This window comes from Clostridium swellfunianum, from assembly GCF_023656515.1.
Taxonomy (GTDB): Bacteria; Bacillota; Clostridia; order Clostridiales; family Clostridiaceae; genus Clostridium_AT; species Clostridium_AT swellfunianum.
This window is the reverse complement of sequence record NZ_JAMOFV010000006.1, coordinates 125,099-147,546: the sequence shown is the minus strand read 5'-3', so window position 1 is coordinate 147,546 and position 22,448 is coordinate 125,099. Positions and strand designations below refer to the sequence as shown.

General features: G+C 33.6%; 19 protein-coding genes. 2 read left to right on the top strand and 17 right to left on the bottom strand.

What is annotated here, in order from left to right:
• Positions 1 to 6: 6 nt before the first annotated feature.
• From NBE98_RS00835 to NBE98_RS00800, 8 genes are all read right to left on the bottom strand, one after another.
• Positions 7 to 747, bottom strand: a complete 741-nt coding sequence (locus tag NBE98_RS00835; RefSeq protein ID WP_250811394.1) for a sugar isomerase domain-containing protein — start codon at positions 745 to 747, stop codon at positions 7 to 9.
• Positions 737 to 1,705, bottom strand: a complete 969-nt coding sequence (locus NBE98_RS00830) for a BadF/BadG/BcrA/BcrD ATPase family protein (RefSeq protein WP_284703583.1) — start codon at positions 1,703 to 1,705, stop codon at positions 737 to 739. Before NBE98_RS00830 ends, NBE98_RS00835 begins: the two co-directional genes overlap by 11 nt.
• 1 nt (position 1,706) lies before the next feature.
• Entirely contained in the window at positions 1,707 to 2,444 is a 738-nt protein-coding gene (locus NBE98_RS00825) for a sugar isomerase domain-containing protein (protein ID WP_250811391.1), read from the bottom strand.
• Positions 2,445 to 2,506: 62 nt separating this feature from the next.
• On the bottom strand, positions 2,507 to 3,784 hold the full coding sequence (locus NBE98_RS00820; protein WP_250811389.1) for an ABC transporter substrate-binding protein: 1,278 nt from the start codon (positions 3,782 to 3,784) through the stop codon (positions 2,507 to 2,509).
• A 69-nt stretch (positions 3,785 to 3,853) separates the two neighbouring features.
• Entirely contained in the window at positions 3,854 to 4,723 is an 870-nt protein-coding gene (locus NBE98_RS00815) for a carbohydrate ABC transporter permease (protein WP_250811387.1), read from the bottom strand.
• Positions 4,723 to 5,649, bottom strand: a complete 927-nt coding sequence (locus NBE98_RS00810; protein ID WP_250811385.1) for a carbohydrate ABC transporter permease — start codon at positions 5,647 to 5,649, stop codon at positions 4,723 to 4,725. Before NBE98_RS00810 ends, NBE98_RS00815 begins: the two co-directional genes overlap by 1 nt.
• A gap of 108 nt (positions 5,650 to 5,757) precedes the next feature.
• Entirely contained in the window at positions 5,758 to 6,480 is a 723-nt protein-coding gene (locus tag NBE98_RS00805) for a GntR family transcriptional regulator (protein WP_250811383.1), read from the bottom strand.
• A gap of 236 nt (positions 6,481 to 6,716) precedes the next feature.
• Positions 6,717 to 8,084: an APC family permease gene (locus tag NBE98_RS00800; RefSeq protein WP_250811381.1), complete on the bottom strand. Its 1,368-nt coding sequence runs from the start codon at positions 8,082 to 8,084 to the stop codon at positions 6,717 to 6,719.
• 340 nt (positions 8,085 to 8,424) lie between these two features.
• Between NBE98_RS00800 and NBE98_RS00795 the strand changes: the two genes are divergently transcribed.
• Positions 8,425 to 11,460 carry a vitamin B12-dependent ribonucleotide reductase gene (locus tag NBE98_RS00795; RefSeq protein ID WP_250811379.1) on the top strand — a complete coding sequence of 1,012 codons (3,036 nt, stop codon included), beginning with the start codon at positions 8,425 to 8,427 and terminating at the stop codon, positions 11,458 to 11,460.
• A 117-nt stretch (positions 11,461 to 11,577) separates the two neighbouring features.
• On the opposite strand, the gene NBE98_RS00790 is transcribed toward NBE98_RS00795, so the two are convergent.
• The 8 genes from NBE98_RS00790 to NBE98_RS00755 all read right to left on the bottom strand — a co-directional run bounded on the left by NBE98_RS00790 (position 11,578) and on the right by NBE98_RS00755 (position 19,781).
• A complete protein-coding gene (locus NBE98_RS00790; protein WP_250811377.1) occupies positions 11,578 to 12,654 on the bottom strand; it encodes a GerAB/ArcD/ProY family transporter in 1,077 nt (358 codons plus the stop codon).
• A gap of 1 nt (position 12,655) precedes the next feature.
• Positions 12,656 to 12,877, bottom strand: a complete 222-nt coding sequence (locus NBE98_RS00785) for a hypothetical protein (protein ID WP_250811375.1) — start codon at positions 12,875 to 12,877, stop codon at positions 12,656 to 12,658.
• Positions 12,878 to 12,883: 6 nt separating this feature from the next.
• Positions 12,884 to 14,044 (bottom strand): Ger(x)C family spore germination protein, encoded by a 1,161-nt coding sequence (locus tag NBE98_RS00780; RefSeq protein ID WP_250811373.1) that lies wholly within the window; start codon positions 14,042 to 14,044, stop codon positions 12,884 to 12,886.
• 24 nt (positions 14,045 to 14,068) lie between these two features.
• A complete protein-coding gene (locus tag NBE98_RS00775) occupies positions 14,069 to 15,559 on the bottom strand; it encodes a spore germination protein (RefSeq protein WP_250811371.1) in 1,491 nt (496 codons plus the stop codon).
• A 144-nt stretch (positions 15,560 to 15,703) separates the two neighbouring features.
• Positions 15,704 to 17,038, bottom strand: a complete 1,335-nt coding sequence (locus NBE98_RS00770; protein WP_250811369.1) for an ABC transporter substrate-binding protein — start codon at positions 17,036 to 17,038, stop codon at positions 15,704 to 15,706.
• Between the two features lie 29 nt (positions 17,039 to 17,067).
• Positions 17,068 to 17,892, bottom strand: coding sequence for a carbohydrate ABC transporter permease (locus tag NBE98_RS00765; RefSeq protein WP_250811368.1), 825 nt, complete (start codon positions 17,890 to 17,892; stop codon positions 17,068 to 17,070).
• 15 nt (positions 17,893 to 17,907) lie between these two features.
• Positions 17,908 to 18,783, bottom strand: a complete 876-nt coding sequence (locus tag NBE98_RS00760) for a carbohydrate ABC transporter permease (RefSeq protein WP_250811367.1) — start codon at positions 18,781 to 18,783, stop codon at positions 17,908 to 17,910.
• Positions 18,780 to 19,781: an ABC transporter ATP-binding protein gene (locus NBE98_RS00755; RefSeq protein ID WP_250811366.1), complete on the bottom strand. Its 1,002-nt coding sequence runs from the start codon at positions 19,779 to 19,781 to the stop codon at positions 18,780 to 18,782. The genes NBE98_RS00760 and NBE98_RS00755 overlap by 4 nt, the downstream gene beginning before the upstream one ends.
• Positions 19,782 to 20,048: 267 nt before the next feature.
• Between NBE98_RS00755 and NBE98_RS00750 the strand changes: the two genes are divergently transcribed.
• Positions 20,049 to 21,653: an amidohydrolase gene (locus NBE98_RS00750; protein WP_250811365.1), complete on the top strand. Its 1,605-nt coding sequence runs from the start codon at positions 20,049 to 20,051 to the stop codon at positions 21,651 to 21,653.
• Positions 21,654 to 21,738: 85 nt separating this feature from the next.
• On the opposite strand, the gene NBE98_RS00745 is transcribed toward NBE98_RS00750, so the two are convergent.
• Complete coding sequence (locus NBE98_RS00745; protein WP_250811364.1) at positions 21,739 to 22,398, bottom strand: vWA domain-containing protein; 660 nt, start codon at positions 22,396 to 22,398, stop codon at positions 21,739 to 21,741.
• Positions 22,399 to 22,448: the final 50 nt, after the last annotated feature.

The window sequence follows — 22,448 nt, the reverse complement described above, 5'->3', positions numbered from 1 at the left end:
ATTCTCCTAATATCCATTTCTTTCATATTGTTCCCAAGCAACTTTATTAAGTCTTAGCGCATCTGGCATATGATTACTAATATAAATAGAAGGATCTTTTCCCAACTTAATCAACTTCTCAACAATTTCAGCTTGTAATGCCCAAATTAAATAAGCTGCAGCTATCCCAGAAGATGGGCAAATATCTTTATTTATCTCATTTACATGCACTAACGTATCCCCTATGTTGCCGCAATTATCAAGAACTATATCACAAACTTCATATAATCTTTTGCCTGATTGGTGCTCTCCATTTAATTTACTAGAGTATTCCACTGATGTAATACCTATTGTATTTATTCCTCTTTCTTTAGCTCTTAAAGCAAGTTCAACTGGCAATATATTTTTTCCTGATACAGAGCCTATAATAAGGACATCTCCAGGTTCCATATTTGACTTGTTAAGTATAAACTCTGGAAAACCCTCAATACCATCAAGGTACGCTGTAGGTCTATTTAGGTTAACCCTCTTTCTAGTTGGATTTTCTACCTGCACAGAAAGCCTAACTGGTCTCATTGACATTAGCCCACCTGTTCTTCCAACTGCTTCATACATAAGCATATGCCCCGTATCCATTAAGTGAAGCATTCCATTATTAGTTATTGAATTTATAATAATTTCAGCTGCTTTATCAATAGCTTCTCCTTGTGTTCTTTCAATTTTATCTAATATCTCCCTCATGCTTTTAAAATAAATACTAGATAACACTAATCTTCACATCCTTTAATGATTTTTTTATCCCCTCAATATTTTTATCTAAATTACTCCTTCCAGTTTGTATAAAGCATAATATAATACTTCCAACCACTGGTGTAAACTCCGGTTCTTTTATATGAATATTTAAATATTTATTTTCTAGAAGTTCATTTAAGGGATTTAATATTAACCCTTTAAAATTACTTATCCCCCCAGTTAAGCATAAATTATATTTTTCATCGTACATTTCTAATCTATTAATAACTCCCTCTGCTAGTTGAAATAACTTATAAGCACAGTCATTTGCAATGTCTTTACATACAAAATCATGATTTTCTGCTCCATACTTAACGAGCTTACTGAGTGCAGCTATCTCTTTCACTCCACAACTACCATTATACAAAAAGCTTTTTAAATCATTTATACTTTTTATATTAAAAGCTTCTAGAATTAAATTCGAAAGTATCGTATCTCTACCCATAGAATCATAGTTTCTCATCACAGCCTTTAATGCCTGTACTCCCATATAATAGCCACTTCCTTCATCTTGTGATATTGCTCCCCACCCCCCCACTGTATGCATCTTTCCAATGCTATTTCTTCCAATCGCAAATGAACCTGTTCCGCTTAAAATTACTATTCCTCTATCGTTACCTAAAGCACCATAGAAAGCATTCAACTCATCTCCCATAATACTAAACTTAGTTTGAAATTCTTTTAGTAAAGTAATTTGACTAGAGTATTTTTTTAAACCCGGAACACAAATTGATATATAATCCACATTAGATTTATCTATTCCCAGCAAGGCATTATTAATTAATTTTTCTATGTTGTTTATAGCTTTATCTTCACGTATATTCGCTGTATTCGTACCCTCGGTAATTAAATGCTTTTTCACCTCACCTTCTTTGTTGCATAACAGAAGTTCAGTTTTACTTCCTCCGCCATCAATTCCAATATAATAGCCCATATTAAAAGCTCTTTATCCTTTCTTTATATTGAGAAATCAGTTTTTCATTAAATTCATATCCACCTTCTACATTAGCAGTCATAAATACAGGTGGAATTGTATTGTTTTTTAAAAATTCATTAACTACATCAATGACTATTCGGTTTACTATATATGAACCAACTATAGTAGATACAGGAGCTACTAATTGATTGGTTTGTTCTATTTTAATGGCTGCATCACTATCCTTTATGCAATTGTCTATTACTATATCTGCCAAATCTTTAAGCTTGAGTCCAGAACTATGTCTTGATTTTGCTTTTTCTGATACGCTTGCTGAGGTTATTGCAATAACATTAAGTCCCATTTCTTTTGCTATAATAGCTGCTTCAATTGGAACAGCATTTATACCTGAATTTGAGCATATTAATATATTTTCGTCTTTTCTAATATCAGCGTTATTTAGTACTACTTTTGCATACCCCGATAATCTTTCCAATTCTGTGCTCTTAAGAACACCCTGATGAAGCATTGTATTGCTATCAAAAATAGGGTTTACAGGAACTAATCCACCAGTTCTGTAGAACATTTCTTCCATTATCATATGAGAATGCCCTGTAGAATAAGTATGAAGCACCCCTCCATTATTAATAGATTCATATATTAACTTTGATGCTTTTTCAATATTATCAGCCTGAGTTTTCTCAATCTCTTGTAGCATATCTCCAATTATTTCCAAGTAGATACCTTTGCCTACCATAATTAATCCTCCATATTTATAAATAAGGAAGGATCTTACTCCCTCCTTTATACTTACTAATACTATTTATTAAGCATTGTATTACCTTGACTATCTATTGATTTTGTAACTTCGTCAATCTTTGCTTGATTGAACCAGATTTTTTCGAGGCTCTTATTAACTAAGTCATAGTATTCGGCACCATTTGAAAGTGTTGTGAATGGAATAGAATACTCCAAAGCATCTATTAAATGTTTATTATCTTCTCTTTCTTTTATAAATTCGGATATATCTACACTTTTACTTGCTGGTAAGCCCATTTTTGTTGAAAGTGCTATTTGCTGTCCTTCTTTGCTAGACAGGAATTCTATAACCTTCCACGATGCATCTGGGTTTTTAGCACCTTTTGGAATAGTCCATGAATTTACAAAAGCTGTAGTCGCTTGCTTCTTTCCTATTGGAAGCGGCACCTTAACATAATTAATACCCGCTTTATCAAAGGCAACAGACGTTGATAGTCCTCCAATCTGCATTGCTACTTTTCCTGCAAGAAACGCAGCACTATCATCTGTACCAAATTGTTTTGCCTCTGTTATAGTCGGTGACACCTTATGTTTATAAGTTAAGTCATATAAAAACTGTATTGCTTCTTGTGATTCTTGAGAACTGAGTATACTTTGTTTTTTATTACTTGTGGTATAACCAGCACCATTTTGTATCAGCCATGTGAAAATTGAATCATTAGTTTTAGAAAAATGATATCCCCACTGAACTGGCTTTCCATTTTCTAATTTAGTAAGTTTTTTAGCAGTCTCTAAGAAATCATTCCAAGTCCATCCTGCCTTTGGTATAGGAACCTTTGCATCTTCAAACATTTTTTTATTGCAATACATTACAAATGAAGTTATATCACGCGGAGCTGCATATATCTTTCCATCAAATTGTAATGCATCTAAAACTACAGGATATAAATCCTTCTTATAGCTGTCTGTAATATACTTATCTAGAGGCTGTATGGCACCTGCTTTAGCAAACCTTGGTACCACATCCATAGCTAGCATCATTACATCTGGTACTTGGTCTCCTCCACCAGCTACAACTGTAAGAACTTTATCAGCATACTTAGTTGCAATTTGGTCAAATTGAAGTTCATAATCAGGATTAGCGCTTTCAAATTTAGACTTTAATTCCTTAAGTGGTTTAGAATCTTGAAAATTCCACCAAGACATAACCCTAACTACTGTCTTCTGCTTTGGTGCATTAGTTTTAACTTCTTGTTCTTTTCCACATCCAAAACTTGATGTGCATAAAATTGCTGCCATAGTTGCAATAGCTAGTAACTTTTTCATTTTACATTTCATAACAAAGCCCCCCATTATTTTTTATGTAAATACCTTTATTAATACAGGTACTTAACAATCATAATTAATCTACTTTCCACCCATTCCAGAGGTTAATGTTCCATTTACTATATACTTTTGGAATATTAGAAATACCAAAATTACCGGAAGTATAGCCATCGTAGTTCCAGCAAGAAGAGGTCCTCCTGTTTGCTGCGAAATGCTCTTAAAATAGGCTATTCCAACTTGGATAGGCATTTTTTTAACATCATTCATCATTATTAATGGATACAAGAAAGAATTCCAATGAGAGTTAAAGCTTATAATAGCAAATGTAGCCATTGCTGGTTTTGCATTAGGTAATATAATTCTCCAAAATACGCCATATCGTGAACATCCATCTATTATAGCTGCATCTTCAATTTCCTTAGGTATTGATAAAAAATATTGTCTTAAGATAAACATTCCTGTAACACATATACCCGAGAAAATTGTAGGTATTAGCAATGCTTGATATTTATTCAACCAATTAAAGTTTCTAAGTAATATATAATTAGGAATTAAAGTCACCTGACTCGGAACCATCATCGTACCTAGAAATAATATAAAAATAATATTTTTACCCTTAAAACTTATTTTAGCGAAAGCATAGGCAGCCATAGATGCCACTAACACCTGAACTGTTGTAACAAACAATGTAATGAATACAGAGTTTAAAATGAACCTTCCCATAGGTACTGTCTTCCAAGCTTCTTTATAGTTTGACAATCTTATAGGTTTAGGTATTAAGTCTAATGGATTACTATTTAAAAATTGCTGAGTTGATTTTAGTGACGATGCAATAGTCCAAATGAAAGGATATATAGTTATAAATGCATATAGAATTAAAATCAAATACAGTAAACATTTACACAGAGATTGTGAGAATTTACTTCTGCTTTTATATGTCTCTCTTTCCATTAATATATATCCTCCTTCTTAAATTTAAATTGAATTAAGGTCAAAACTATTAATACTAAAAATAAAAACCATGCTATCGATGACGCATATCCCATATTATAAAGCCTAAATCCATTATGATATATATAATACATTAATGTATCAGTTGCTCCTGCTGGGCCACCTTCTGTCATTACATAAACGGCTTCAAAAATATTAAAGGATTCTATAGTAAGCAGTATTATTACCAAAAACATTGTTGGTGCAAGTAATGGAAGAGTTATATGTCTTATCTTTTCCCATTTAGTTGCTCCATCTATTTCTGCAACTTCGTACAAACTATCCGGAATCGTTTGCAGTCCTGCTAAAAACATCAACATATAATACCCGCTTGCCTGCCATATTCTCATGATAACCAATGCAGGCTTTGCAGTTAGTGGGTTACCCAGCCAATCTACACTAGATATTCCAAAGGTACCCAAAACAGAATTAAGAACTCCATTTTGAGGGCCATAAATCCATAACCAGACCATACTTATAGCCACTGTTGATGTTATACATGGAATGTAGAAAGCAGCTCTAAAAAATCCCCTGCCTTTAAGTCCTTTATTTAGTATAAGTGCTAAGATTAATGATATCACTAAAATTGAAGGAACCATCGTCAACACAAAAAACAAAGTGTTACTAACACATTTTATAAATGATGAATCTTTAATTAATCTTGTGTAGTTTTGTAATCCAACAAATTTAGGGGCCTGAAGTAGATTCCAATCTGTAAAAGATATGCCTAAAGAAGTGATTATTGGAATAAAGCAAAATATGCAAAACCCTATTAGCATTGGTAAGATAAAACTCCATCCAACTAAAGACTCTTTCGTAGAATTTTTCAAACCTTTTCTATTACGAGGTTTTTGTAAGTTAGCGGTATACTGTTTTATAGTGTCCATAAATACCTCCCATTCTCTCCCCTATATATTCTCAATTAAATTAATTAATTTATAAATTATGGTTTATAATTCGAATTGTAAATATTCTAATATCCATGCTACTACCCTTTATTTATTAAGCATTACATAAAACTTATACTTATCTCCCCTATATAGAGATGTAACATATTCCATAGGTGTATTGTTGTTTAAATATGATATACGCTCTATTTTTAATATAGGTGCCTTTAGTTTTATATTAAGGATTTCATGCTCCCGTTTATTTGCGAGATCAGCTTCTATTGATTGACTTGCTTTTACCGGGCTTATCTTATAGTAATTTTGTAAGATTTCATATAGAGAATTGGTTAAATTGTGATTTTCTAAATCTGGACAATAAAAATACGGTATAAATACTGTTTCAATTGCCATTGGTTCATTATCCGTATATCTTAATCTTTCGATAGCATAGACCTTTGAGTTTTTTTCTATCTGAAGCTTATTTGAAACTTCTTGTTCTGCATTAACGAGTTCAAATTTCAATACTTTTGAAGTTACCCTTATTCCTCTTGATCTCATTTCTTCAGTGAACCCCTGAAGGGAATTTAGCTGCATTACCATTAATGAAGTATTTACATAACTTCCTTTTCCATGCTTCCTAATAATATATCCTTGATGCATAAGTTCATCGTAAGCCTTTCTAACGCTAATTCTGCTTACATTAAAATAGGAGCATAATTCTTCTTCTGTTGGAAGCTTCTGGCCCTCTTTAAATTCTTTCTTCTCTATTTTATCAATTATGTATTGAATAATTTGCTGGTATTTAGGCGTCTTGTTTAGTAGATTGTTCATACTACACTTCCTTCCAAGTGCTAATTTGCTATCATATACTATTGATATATTGACATGTTATAATGTTGTCATTACAACCTATAATTTAATTATATCACCATAAACCTCCAAGTCAATAGTACTATTTCAAATTTTCTATATTTTTCAATTATTTTTTATTTTCCTTTAATTTTTAAGATCTTAAAAATTAAAGGAAAATAAAAACAGCAGCCCCCTCAGGTCACTGCTGTTTTTTATTATGCTGAAAGCTTTTCTTCTTCAAAGCTTCTTATTTGTTTCATCTTAACGGAATCCTTAAGCCTAACATATAAATAGAAAGGAACTCCAAACAACATCAATAGGAAGCCGTACATAACTACCTCAGCTCCTGCTCCATATACAGCCCAAGTTGCATAAGCGAATCCCATTAAAGGAACTATTGAAGCTTTAATAAACTTCCAAAGGTTAAACTTGCCTTCACACTTAACTAGCAGCATTATCTCTGCTGCAGCTGTACTAGCGTATACTGGCAGATATGCTAGGGTTGCTAAAATCATTATAAAGTTAAAAGCCGCGAGCATTGACTTTGAGTAGTTCATTACAAGTAATATATTAACAAGCACTGAACCTATTATAAGTGAAGCGTGGGGAGTATTGTACTTAGGATGTACCTTTGCAAATATTTCTGGAAATACTCCATCTTCTCCTGCAGCATAAGACATTCTTGCAGTAGACATTATCCATCCCATTGCTGTTCCCATAATTCCTAATACTGAAACTATTAATATAATATTAGTTACTCCGCTTCCAAGGTACTGAGCCAATATATCAACTATCGGTGAGGAACTATTTGCCAATGCATCTTGAGGCATAGCTCCCATGGCAAAAAAGCTTATAGCCATATAAATAATTACTGAAATTATCATTCCAAGTATTGTACTAAGCTTAATGTTTCTTTCAGGGTTTTTAATTTCCCCTGCAGTAACAGATGCACTCTCAAAGCCTGTAAAAGCCCACAGTGTTGCAGCTGCTGCAGCTGGGATAGTTTCTACACCTTTTCCTTGTGGAAAAGCTGGTCTTATATATTCAGGATTAAAATGATAAGCAGTCAAAGCAACAAATATAGTGAATAATACCACTTTAATAATTGTTGTCGCAGTCTGTGCTATTCCTGCCTTTTTAACACCCATAACGTTAACTAGTGTGAAAATCCATAATATAGCACTTGTGTATAAAAATGCAGCTAATTTATTATTAGCTATAATAGGAAATAATTTACCAGTATAACTGGCAACAGAAGTAATAATTGCAGCATTACCTATCCATGACGCATTCCAGTAAAGCCATGCATTCATAAAACCCATAAAATCACCAAAGGCAAGCTTTGAAAACTCGTATGGACCTCCAGTTTTAGGTATCTTTGAACCTAACTTTCCAAAAGAAAGTGCCAAAAATATTGATCCAATTCCTGTCAATATCCATGCTATCATAGTAGCCCCAGGTCCCGAACTGCTAGCTAAAGTTGCAGGCAGCATAAATATTCCTGACCCTACCATGTTTCCTACTACAAGTGCTGTAGCAATAACTAGTCCTAACTCCTTTTTAAGGTGGGTGTTTTTGTTCATTTATCATTCCTCCGATATTATTAAATTATAACAGGATAACCTTAATACTCTCCTTACAGCCTGCTAGGTTACCCGTTGAAATCCAATTAGAAATTCAACCTAGAAAACAATATCACACAGCATGTCCCTAGTCAATAATTTTACGAATAATTTTTCAAGGCAAATGTATAAATATTATCCTTTTCCGAAAATTCAAATTAATATGTGATTATTTTGTAGAACGATAGTAGTTGAATTCTAATAGAAGTTATTTTATAATATTTTAAGTAATACTACATATAGTGGTAATTTGCAGAATAAAATACTATATGTAGATAATTTTATATCGGGGGTTATAGCTATGAAAAACAGCATAAAATCTCTGTTTAAGAGAGTTTATACAGCAGACTTAGAAAAGGATAAAAACAAAACTGTGTACGATTTATTCAATTGGAAGACAGTTGATGTATTTTTAAAGGACTATAAAACCTCAAAGGTTATAGTTGATATGAAGGACTTGGAGTTTCCTGAGCACTATTCCCAAAATGCTTGTAATATTATAGCTTCTAAATATTTTAGAAGGGCTGGAGTTCCTAATGGACTTGGATACGAAAACAGTATGAAGATGGTAGCACATAGAATGGTTAACTTCTGGACTGATTCGTTAGTAGATGAAGGTATTATTGAAACTGAAGAAGAGAGAAGCATTTTCTATGATGAGATGGTTTATGGGCTTTTAAATCAGATGTATGCGCCAAATTCACCTCAGTGGTTCAACACAGGGCTAGCTCAATCTTATAATATAAAAGGTTCTAAACAAGGCAGCTTCTACTATAATGAGGTTTTAGACAAGGTAGTTGAATCTGAGGATAATTACTCAAGAACTCAAGCTTCTGCCTGCTTTATAGTTTCCATAGAAGATAAGCTTTTAGGACATCACTCAATTTCTGAACAGTTTGTTACAGAAACTAAACTTTTTAAAGGCGGCTCAGGTACAGGTACAAACTTTAGTTCGCTAAGAGCCAAGGGCGAAAAGCTTTCAGGTGGTGGAGTATCCTCAGGGCTGATGAGTTTTTTAAAAGGTCTTGACAGAAACGCTGGAGCAATAAAATCTGGCGGTACAACAAGACGTGCTGCCAAAATGGTTTGTCTCGATGTTGATCATCCTGAAATAATGGAGTTTATAACCTGGAAAGCTAAGGAAGAAGATAAGGTAAGAGCTCTTGGGAAAATGGGATATGATACAGATATAGATGGAGAAGCTTATGAAACAGTTTCAGGACAAAATAGTAATAACTCTATAAGATTCTCAGACAAATTTATGACAAAAGTTAAAAACCTACATAACAATCCTGAAGAAGAATTGGAGCTTAAAGGAAGAATAGACAATAGATTAGATAGAAACATAAAAGTTTCAGAACTTTGGGATGCTTTCAACGATTCCGCTTGGCATTGTGCTGACCCCGCTCCTCAATTCGATGATACATTTAACGCTTGGCACACCTGCCCTGCTGGCGAGGATGGAGTTTATGGAGCAGACTATAATAGAATCAACTCCACAAATCCATGTGGTGAGTATGCCTTTTTAGATGATTCCTCCTGTAACCTTGCTTCTATAAATGTATTTAAATTTTATATACATGAGGACAAAAGTTTTGATCTTGAAGGCTATATGCATTTAGTTGGCTTAGTTCAATTAGTTTTAGAGGCTTCTATTCATTGGGGACAATATCCAACTGAAGACATCGCAAGAAAGACCTATATGTTCAGAACCACCGGTCTTGGTATAGCAAACCTTGCAGCTTTATTTATGGTTATGGGCTACCCTTACGACTCTGAAGAAGGAAGAGCTCTTGCAGCTTCCATAGTAGGAATTATGACTGGCCACTCCTATTTTGTTTCTTCACTTATGGCTGAAAAGGTTGGAGCTTTTAAAAAGTATGATGTAAACAAGGAATATATGCTTAGAGTTATAAGAAACCATGCCAGAGTTGCTGGAGCATTAGCTTCAAACTACGAAGACTTAAACTATGAACCAGTTAAGGTTAACCACGACCTTTTAAATAAACTTGGCTTGTCATCTATGAGCGCAGCTGTTAAAAAATCATGGAAAAATGCTCTTGAGTATGGTGATAAGTATGGTTTTAGAAACGCTCAGGTGTCAGTTATAGCTCCAACAGGAACTATATCTTTTGCGATGGATTGTACTGCGACATCAATAGAACCTTTCTTCAGCCATATAGTTTATAAAAAGCTTGTTGGTGGTGGATATATGACAGTGGTGAACCCTGTTATAGAAATGTCTTTAGAAAATTTGGGATATGCTAAGGATCAAATTGATGACATATTGAATTTTGTTTTAAGAAAAGAAGTTGTGAAAGAAAAGGACTATGAGTATGAACGAATACTTGATGGAAAGATAGAAGGAGCTCCACATTTAAAGAAAGAGCACTTGGCAATATTTGATACTGCAAATAGGTGTGGAAGCGGAGAAAGATATATTAAACCAATGGGACACGTTAAAATGGTTGCAGCAATAACTCCCCTTATCTCAGGAGCAGTTTCAAAGACTGTAAACCTTCCTAAAAATGCCACTGTAAAAGATTTTAAGGAAGTTGTTCTTGTTTCATGGGAAGTTGGTGTAAAGGGGATAACCTTGTACAGAGATTCCTCAAAGGCAGCACAGCCTTTAAATACAAGCTTAAGCCTGGAGAGTGATGATATAAATCTAGATAGTCTTACCTACGCTCAGCTTCTTCAAAAGGCTAAGGAACTTCAGACAGATAGACATTACTCAAAGCGAGACAAACCTGTTGGAATAAGATATGGTACTACGCATCCAGCTCAAATTGAGGATGTTAAGGTATATACTACTGTAAACAGACGTGAAAATGGAGAGATTTCAGAAATTTATATAACTACAGACAGAGAAGGAACTATAATTACTGGACTTTTAAACTCCCTCTCAAAATCAATTTCAGTAATGCTTCAATATCATGTACCCCCAAAGGATATAGCCAAAATGCTTAGAGGTCAAAAATACGAACCTTATGGTTTTGTACAAAAGCACCCATACATCAAGTATGTAAGCTCAATTTCAGATCTTATAAGCAAAATTATAGATATTGAGCTTGGAGATTTCTCTCGCTGCCAGGTTAAACCAGATGACTATATAGGCAGCACTGTAGAAAAAAGTCCTTTCGCTCAGCACCCAATAACTAATGCAGTGACTGAGGCAGCCTTTACCGACCCTTCTAAATCAAGTCACAGCCACGGTGACTCTGATGGAGAAAAGCTTTATGGAGTAACTTGCCCTAACTGTTCCAGTACCCGAATGGTTAGAAACGGAACCTGCAAGGTTTGCTTGGATTGTGGATCTACAACTGGCTGCAGCTAGTACCTTACTGGATTTTTGAAAGTATAGCTAATCAAAAAAACTGTAATTTAAAGAGGTGTGAGACTAGTCAATCACACCTCTTTACCATTGAAATAAACTAGAAAAAGCTAGTTTAAATTATGCAGTCAGTTTTTTAATCTTTACTATTATAATTATTAGAATTGGAAAAAAAACTTGAAATGGAAGAGCATAGTATTTATAATACTTTATAGTCCATGAAACCAAGCTCATTACATCTTCGTATAGTATATCAGATAAATTAAGAAGAATCATGCCCACTGGCAAACATAAAATCTTGTAATTATCTATTTTTAGTAATCTACTAATTCCTAAAGATGCAGCATACAAGCATAAACTTATTTTTATCATTCCAAAAATATTAAGGATTACACCTCCAATTATCTCAAGTCTCTGAATGAATTCACCAACTCTAATTCTGCTAAGTAAAGTATAAAATGGGAAGTATAGGAAACCTATTGCTTTTTCACTTAAAACTGAAACCTCTAAGAAAGTGATTAATAGTAAAAATGCTCCTCCGAGAACTAAACCAACGAAATAGCCTTTTCTTAATGCCTTACGGTTATTTACATTAGCAAATATAACAGTAAATAGTACACATTCTCCAAATGGAAAGGTAATGGCAGACCAACTCCCTAATAAAACCGGAGATATACCTCTGGCCATTATAGGCAAAATTTTTCTAATATCCACCTTGCTTAGAAGAAGACTGCTTAGAACAACTAAAATAATTAGGGTTGATATGCTTGCAAATAATGCAAATCTGCCTATAACTTCGCATCCTTTTTTAACCATATATACAGCAGTAATTGTAGATAAAAGTGTAATTGTTATTCGTGGAACCTCTGGCATGGTTAACACACTCATAAATTCTCCAAAATCTCTTAATGTAAGTGATCCTATATGCAAAAAATACCATACATAAAGAATATTAATAGTGTTTCCTAATATTTTTCCCATGGCTTCCCTATTTATTGTGTACAAGTCTTTTTCAGGAAAGAGTGTATTTATCTTACAATAAAGCATAAACAATATAAAAGATATACTAATAGCTATAATTATAGAAATCCACGAATCTCTTCCACCTTCTGCCGCAGTTGCAAATACCATTGCTCCATCAAGAATGACCGCTATTACCAATGCTATTGATTGCTTTGATGAAATTATCTCTTTCATATTACTTAATCCATTCTCCTATAATCATAATAATAATCTTTCTAATTCCCTCTGAAGGATTTGGTATTTTTACATTCAATGCAGTTAAGAGGCTTAGCGTAAATGCCGCAGCAAACATTAATATATACGAAATAGATTTTTGAAATGTATATTCCCTCAACACAGGATAGCCATCAATAATAAATAGAATTCCATACCCTATGATAACAAATGCTATAATCAAGTTATTTCACTCCCCGCTTAGTTTTGTAACTTTTCCTGTGCTCCTTATATTTGCAATTACTTCTATGCTTACTGGCACTTCTTTGAATTTTTCATCCCAGTTATCTTTTATACTGTTCCAAGCCTTAGAATTATCTATTTCTATCTGCTTTCCAAAACCAAATATATCTGAACTATAATTTTGCTGAACACTTTTAATTGTTTTGCTAATGCGTTGTTCTATATCAGACTGGAGGAGATTTTGAAGTTCTTTTATAGAATCTTCATCCAGATAATTCATAGAATAATTCATTTCAGCAATTGATGCATCCATTTCAATAGAAAGTGAAATACTTACATTTTTATCATCAGTATTACTTCTGATTTTTGTTTTGGAGTTAAAAACTTCCATGGTTACTACCTTGTTATCTATTACATTTTTGCTATCATTAATCGGAATAATTAATAAAGGATTTTCAATTTTATTTTTAACTATAAGCACCATTAAAGTTTCATAGGGGCTCAATTCTCCAATCTTCTTATGATTACGAATTACTGCTGCTCCCTCAATCTTTATACCATTTTTGTCCATATCGTGAGTGACTCTAACAATAGGAAGAATAGGTTCAAAGCTTTCTTCTAAAGACTCCGAAAAAAAGTCCATTAAATCAACTCTTGGAAACGTTCCTGTAAATCTTTCAGTTTTCACTGCATATCTTAAAGTAAAATATCTTTCACTTTGCAAATCTGATTCTAATCTCACCATCTCTTCAGCTGATGAGCCACTGCTAATAAATAGTATATTATCCTGCCTTACTTCAGCATCCCTATAAAAAAAATCCAAGGCTTTAAAAACATTCTCTTCCGCTATACTTTCATTGAGTATAATAGACTGAAGATGACTCCAATAGAGTTTCCTTCCATATAATACTGCACATTTTCTTATAGCCTCAAATATACTTTTTCCTTTTCCAGCTAAAACTACAGGAACTAATTCAATTCCTCCAGAGGTTGGTTTTGCATTTACTGCCTTCATAGTAACCTTGTACATCTCTTCACCTTCCACGCAATCTATACCCACAGCAGTAATAATAAATCTTTCTTCAACTTCCGTATAGTTCCAACACCCACTCAAAAGTGTGCTGCAATAAATAAGCAATAATGTATATATATTTTTTTTCCACTTCATTATATAGTATCACCTCGTAGAAATTTATTTCTTGACACTCTTTCGGATAAGATTTCTAGCGGCAACTATTCTTGTTCTATACTTCATATACCACCATGGAAGTCTGAGCATAGTATCTTGTATATCATAACTTTTGAAGGTAGTAACTCCAAGAGTATACGGAACCCCAAAAGATCGAAGTGACAGCATATACACTATTAACAACATAAGTGCAAAAACAAGCCCATAAAACCCTAATACTGCGGAAAATGCAAGACAAAATAATCTTATAAAAATAACTGGGCCTGCTGTAAATGGTATTAAAAAGCTTGTAGTCCCTGATACTGCCGTCATAATTATAATTGGTGCGCTAACTAATCTTGCAGTTACTGCCGCTTGCCCAAGTATTAATCCACCTACAATGCTTACAGTTGGTCCTATGTTCGGAGGCAGTCTTCTGCTTGCTTCTATAAGAGTTTCAAAAACCAGAAGCATCAGCATAAGCTCAAAAATTGTTGGAAATGGTATTGAACTTCTTGCAGCCATGATGCTGTAAAGTAAATTAGTTGGTATAAGCTCTTGGTGATACGTCACCATGGACAAATAGATAGATGGTGCTAAGCATGTTATAACAAAGGACATATATCTTAGAACTCTATAAAAGCTTGCTATAGCATAATTCTTATAATAATCATCATTTGACTGAAAGTTTTCAACAAATAAGTATGGAACTGTTATAACATCCGGACTTCCATCGCATATTATTACAATCCTACCTTCTAATAGCTTTGAACATGCAATATCAGGTCTATCAGCAAAGCCTGTAGTAGGGAAAACAGAAAGAGGCGCATCAGTGATGAAACTTTCTATGTAGTGAGAATCCAAAATTCCATCAATGTCTATTCTTTTCATTCTTTCAAAAAGTTCTCTTATAATACTGCTAGAGGCAATATTCTCCATATAAGCTACACATATCTTTGTTTTTGTTTGAGCACCTATTGTTAAATAGTTTATCTTAAGATTATGGCTGTGAATTATTTGCTGTATGAGTGTTACATTAGTTTCAATTGATTCCGTAAATCCTGCTTTTGGGCCTCTCGAAACCTTATTTGATTCAGGTTCTGTAATGGATCTTTCTCTTCTATTGGCACAGTCTGCAACAACGGCTTCTCTAGAACCTTCTATAAACAATACTGTATTTCCTCTTGTAAGCTTCTCTATGCATTGGTTAATTGAGTTAATCTTGCTATTATCATGAGTGAAAACTACCTTTGTAAGGACAAAGTCTACTCTTTTTGCTCCTTCAATTTTGCAGCTAATATCTTTCAACATGATAGGACTTATAATATTATCTACTACTTTGTCAGTATCGCATAGATTTTTTATAAATACAGAACAGAATTTTACACTGTCTTCTGCTGAACTCTCGAATTTTTTAAATGCAATTTTCTGATTGTTGCTTAGAATATTTTTAACAATTTCTAAATTTTTATCTATATTATCTGAAATAGGTATAATATTCTTTTTAATGTCCATATCTATCCCCATTTTCTTTAACTGATTTAAAAAAGTATATATTAGTATATATTATCCTAATATGTTTAAAGATTTATTCTAAAGCCGGTATTTCAAACAAATAGAAAAATAGAATGTTCCGCTTTTGCAGAACATTCTATTTTTCTAATTAGCTCTAGCTTCCTTCATAGCTTTCTCGCCTTTTTCCTGAGCTGTCTTTAATGCTTCATCAATAGTCTTCTTGTTGTTAAACACTTGATCAAGCTCTGCTCCTAAAGTATCTAATGCAGGTATAACTCCTATTTGCCTTGCTCCCATCCAGCCCTTATCTAAAGATTTAAGGGGAACTTCTTTTACTGGAGTTTCCTTTAGAAATTTTTGATATACTTCACTCTTTATAGCAGAGTCTCTAACCGGCATATAACCTGTTTGCATTGAAAAGTAGGCTGTATTTTCAGTATTAGTTAAATATCTTAGGTACAACCAGGCTGCAAGCTTTTGTTCTGGCTTAACAGTATTAAACATAGCCACATTTGTACCATAATATAATTGAACTTGTTCCTTGCTAGTTGGAAGCGGAGCTGCAAACCACTTAGCCTTTAAGCCCTTTTGAATATAAGGAATTGCTGAAGTAGACGCTACGCACATCGCTGCTCCACCTTTTATTAAAGTATTGTTAGCATTTTTATCTTCCCCTGCTAAAGTAGCAGTCTTATTCTGAATCATGCCGTTTATTAAATCAATAGCTGTTTTTGTTTCTGGTGTGTTGAAGTTTATTTTATCTATCTTTTCATCAATAACTTCTCCACCAGCTTGCCTTACCCAAATTCCAATATCAGTTGAAATATTATTTTCAAAGGCTACACCGTAAACCTCTGGCTTTCCATCATTGTTAGAATCAACAGTAAGCTTTTTAGCTGCATCTTTAAATTCATCCCAAGTTTTTGGAACTGACACACCTTTTTCCTTAAGCATGTCCTCATTATAATAAAGCACCATCATGCTCTTATTAAACGGAACAGCAAAGGTCTTGTCCCCAAAGGTATTATCATCTCTGTATATTTTAGGTATATCATTTATTTCTTCCTGGGTCATACCTACTTCTTTGTTGTTTAAGTATGGATTTAAATCTTCAACTAAGTTCTTATCAATATACCAAGTTAGTCTGTTGTTATAAATTTGAGTTATAGTAGGAAGCGTGTTGCTTTTTGCTGCCCCCATAAGCTTATCAAATAGTTCTCTGTAGTTTCCTTGATTTACAAGCTTAACCTTTATCTTTGGATTCTTTGTCATAAAGTCGTTTGTTATCTTCTGCATAGCTTCTTGATTTACACCACTCATGGCATGCCAAAACTCGATTTCAACCTCATTTTCTATTTTAGTTTGAATTTGCGCTGGCTTTTGTCCTTCTGCTGTTGAAGTATCCTTCTTAGCTCCGCAGGCTGTTAAGCTAATTGTCATAACCCCTGAAAGTATTAGCGATAGTAATTTTCTGTTCATCTCTAAAATCCCTCTCTTATACAAAATATTTATCCTTTAATCCCACTGCTGCCTACACCGTTTATAATGTATTTAGACAGCAGAATAAAAATGATTAGCATAGGTAAAATGATTACGGCCGACGCCGCCATAAGTATATGGTAGTCCATACCTGCCTCTGATGAGAACTTTGATAGAACTATGGGCAGAGTCCTCATTTCCTCATTATTTGTTACAATAAGAGGCCACATAAATGAATTCCAGCTATTTATTATTTTCAAAAGTGCTATAGTAATAATTGCAGGCTTTGCAATAGGCATCATTATTCTTGTAATGTACTTAAAGTCGCCGCAATTATCAACCTTTGCAGCGTAATAAAGTTGTTTTGGAATTCCTAAAAAGTATTGTCTTAAGAAGAATATAGCAAATACGCTTGTGCACCATGGAATAATCAATGCCTTGTAGGTATTTATCCATTTAAGATGGCTTAAAAGAACAAAATTTGGTATTAAAATCACTTCCCCAGGCACCATCATGGTTGCCATAAGAATTGTAAATATGATATCTCTTCCTTTAAACTCTAAATTTGAAAAAGCAAAGGCTGCCAGTATTGTAGTTATGAGTTCCCCCAAGGTTATAGATACAGTTACTATAACACTGTTAAAAAGATATCTCGCAAAATTCTTGAGCTTAAGTACTTCTAAGTAGTTATCCCATCTAAATTTTTTAGGCAAAATCACTATTTCTTTTGTAAATATCTCATCTGGCGCCTTTACGGAAGTGAGAAAAATCCATATAAAGGGCAGAAGAATTAATAAAGCTCCTGATATTAGAACTAAATATATTAAAAACTTATCTAGAATTTTTTTACTCATATCCCTTCGCTCCTTCTAGTAATGAACTTTCTTTTTAGCAATATAAAATTGGAATATAGTAAAAACCAGTATTATCACTAGAAGTATAAAAGATGCAGCTGAAGCTACTGAAAACTGCCAGTTCATATAAAACTTATTAAATATATAGTAAACAATAGTCATTCCGCTGTTTAATGGCCCAGCCCCTCTATCGTACAGAACAAATATCTCGTCAAATATTTTAAATCCTCTTATTATGGATGTTATGCTGAGAAAAAATATAATTGGGGATAAAAGCGGCAGAGTTATTTCTCTAAAAACCTTAAAGCTGCTGGCTCCATCCACCTTAGCTGCATAATAATATCTGTCATCAATATTTTGAAGCCCTGCTAAAATTATTACTACATCATATCCTAAGCCTTTCCATATACTTAAAAGTATTAACAGAGGCATTGTAAACCTGCTGTCTCTTAAAAAAGAATGCGTTTGGAACCCAAGACTGCCTAATATGTAGTTAATGAGTCCTGCATCTGTATTGAATATCCATTTCCACCCTACTGATATGGCTATTGTAGATGTTACAAATGGTAAAAAATATACACTTCTAAAAAAGCTCCTCAACTTAATATTTTGATTCAATAAAACTGCTATAAATAATGCTAGTCCAATTGAAAGAGGAACGGATATTAATACATACAAAACTGTATTTTTAAGTGCCATATAAAAATCACTATCTGTGAGAACATAAGTGAAATTATCAAATCCTCTTTTATATACTATATCTCTTATATAATCAAACTTGGTATAAAAGCTCATTGCAAGCATTTTTGCCACAGGATAAATTTGGAACAAGGTTGTGATAATGAGGCTTGGAAGTAGATATAAATAACCTTTAGTGTTTCTCAGTTTCATTCTCTGAAATAATGAACCCTTCTAAAATGTATATACACCTTGTCCCCTGTGCTAAATTGAAAATTACCCATCATTAACCCTCTTAATATTATTCCATCTGCTTCAAGCTTGAAGTGCGTCTCTTTTCCTAGGTTTTGCAGGTCACTAATAATGCCCTGAAGGTCATCTTTGGCAATTTTACTATCCTTAGAAATAATAATATCTTCAGGCCTTATGCCTATTATCTCTTGCTCCCCAACTTGTTTATGCTTTATTTTCAAGCCTACATCCTGCTTAATTAAATTTATCTTAGGACTTCCAATGAAGCTGGCAGAGAATATTGAATTTGGCGAAGTATAAAGTTCTTCTCCTGTAGAGTACTGAATAGCTCGGCCTTTATTCATTAAAATAATTTTATCAGATATAGCCATGGCCTCTTCCTGATCATGAGTTACAAAAAGAGTTGTTATATTAAGCCTATTTTGAAGTTCTTTTACTTCTTCTCTCATTTCAACTCTTAAAGCTGCATCAAGGTTTGAAAACGGTTCGTCCATCAAAAGAAGTCTAGGCTTTTTAATAAGAGCTCTTCCTATGGCTACTCGCTGCTGTTGCCCACCAGAAAGTTCCTTTGGCTTTCTTTTTAATAAATCTCCTATCCTAAGAATTTCAGAAATTACTAAAGCTTCTTCCATAGCTTGCTTTTTCTTCACGTTAGCCATTCTAAGAGGAAAAATAAGATTCTCCATCACAGTCATGTGAGGATACAAGGAGTAGTTCTGAAAAACAAGACCGATATTTCTTTTTTCTATAGGAACTTCATTTATTCTAGTCCCTTCGAAAAATATAGAGCCTTCCGTAGGCTCTATAATTCCTGCGAGCATATATAAAAGCGTACTTTTTCCACAGCCGCTTGGTCCCAAAATGGATACAAGGTTTCCGCTGTTAATCTCAATATCCAAATTATTTACTGCTAAAACTTCATTGTATTTTTTAGTCAGTTGTTCTATTTTAATTTTCATATTATCACCAATAATAATTAATTTGATTTCGTATGGATTATAACATTGTATATATAAATTTACCAATAGTAAAAAATAATAGTTAAAATTGCAATTATTGGGGTTTTGAATAATGAATAAATTTCATAGATAAGTCTACAATCTAAACAGGGACTTAAAAGGATAGAATGTATTGTGGCAACAGGCATTCTATCTTTTTTGCTTTTAATAATAGTTCTATTGAGTTAAAATATTTCTATAAATAACTAATATAAGGTTGGTGAAAGCATGGCTATATACTTTAATGGAAATATAATAACGCTTGAGGAAAACAAAACAGCTGAGGCTTTTTGTATTAGAAATGGAAGCTTTTTAGCTGTAGGGTCAGAAAAAGAAATTTTAAAACTAAAACAACCGAATGAGGAATTGATAGATTTGATGGGCAGAACAATAGTGCCTGGCTTTAATGACTCTCATATGCATTTTTTAGGTTATGCTGTATTTAAAAGTAGGGTTAACTTGAGTGAGGTATCTTCTATAGATGAATTAATAGAGAAAACCAAACAGTACATAAAGGAAAATAATATCTCGAAAGGTGAATGGGTTATATCAAGAGGCTGGAACGATAATCATTTTAAAGAACTCAGACTACCAAACAGATTTGATCTAGATAAGATAAGCACTGACCACCCTATATTTTTTTCAAGGGTATGTGGTCATATTGGTGTTGCTAATTCCAAAGCTTTAGAGCTTTGCAATATAACCTCAATATCAGATAATCCTGAAGGCGGTATAATAGACAAAGAAAACAATCAACCAACAGGAATACTTAGAGAAAACGCTATGAATTATATATTTGAAAATCTTCCTTCCATAACAAAGGAAGATATAAAAAAGGTTTTAAAAAGCGCCTTCGAAGATGCCTTAAGCTGTGGGCTTACTACAATCCATACTGAGGACATGGGTACAGCAGGTGACTTAAAAACACTAATTGATGCCTATAAGGAGCTAGAAACAGAAAAACATCTTCCCTTAAGATTTGTACTTCAGCTTAACTTAAATAATATAAAACTTATAGAAAAGGCGAAATCCCTTGGTATTAAATCAAGACTTGGAAGCAACAGATTAAATATCGGTGTTCTTAAGCTTTATCAAGACGGCTCCTTAGGCGGAAGAACTGCTGCCATGGAAAAACCTTATGAAGATGCTGATACTGATGGTGTGACAATATATAGTCAAGAAGAACTGGATGCCTTGGTACTTGAAGCTCATAGAGCAGGCTTTCAAATAGCTATTCATGCTATTGGTGATAGGGCTATGAGAATGATCTTAGATTCCTATGAAAAGGTAAAAAGATTATATCCTAATAAAGACTTGCGCCCTATAATAATCCATTGCCAGTTTACAAATAAAGACCTACTCGAGAGATTCAGAAATTTAGGTGTAGTAGCAAATGTTCAGCCTTCCTTTGTCATGACAGACTTCCCAATAGTTGAGAAAGCTGTTGGAAAAGAACGTGCTGTTGAAAGCTATAACTGGAAAACTATACTTGACATGGGCATCAATGTTTCCTTCAGCTCTGACGCACCTATAGAGAGCTTTAATCCTCTTTACGGAATACATGCCGCTGTTACCAGAAAAGATTTAATTGGAAGCCCTTTTGAAGGTTGGTATAAAGAACAGTGTATTAGCGTTGAGGAAGCTCTCAAAGCCTTCACCTTAGGCTCAGCTTATGCTAACTTTGAAGAGACTATTAAGGGTTCTATCGCTCCTGGCAAGCTTGCAGACTTTGTAGTACTTTCAGATAATATACTTTCCATAACCCCTGATAATATAAAGGATATCGTAGTATTAGAAACCTATGTAGATGGCAAACAAGTATACAAAAGATGATTTTATCAAAAAACACCTATACTCACTATTGAATATAGGTGTTTCTAATATTTTTTATAAATTTTAGATTACATATATATAGCAGTTATCCCTTTCTTCTTTTATTCCTCTGTGCAAAATCTTTATCAATTTTTTCTTTCCAGCGCTCATCAATCTTTTTGCTTGCACGAAATTCGCTTACAACATTGCTGACGGACTCATAATTCAATCTCGTTCCCTTACCATCAGCATTGTAATTCGCGGCTCTATCTGCTCCAATGCCGAATTTAGCAGCTGTAGAGATTGCATCAATATTAGCTCCGAGGAAAATAAACTCCCAGTCATATTTCTCCTTTTGTCTTTGAATCATGTATTTTATCTTTTCGCAAGTAAATTCCTTACTTGCATTTTCAATTCCATCTGTAGTAATCACAAACATCACCTTGTCAGCTCGACACTCTTCGCTAGTATGCTTTTGTGCATTTCCAATTTTATGTATCGTCTTTCCAATAGCATCTAAAAGTGCCGTGCATCCCCCAACAAAATAGTCCTTTTCTGTAATTGAGCCAATCCCTCTAATATTGATTCTATCATGAAGAAGTTCGTAATTATCATCAAACAATACCGTTGTTACAATTACTTCCCCCTGCTCCTGCTGTTGCTTTATCAGCATTGCATTATAACCCCCAATAGTATCGCCTTCAAGTCCTGACATAGATCCACTCTTATCAAGAATAAATACCAATTCTATTATGTTTGTTTTCATTTTGTTACCCTCCTCTATATGTGTTAAGATTAACGATATCTATAGGTCTC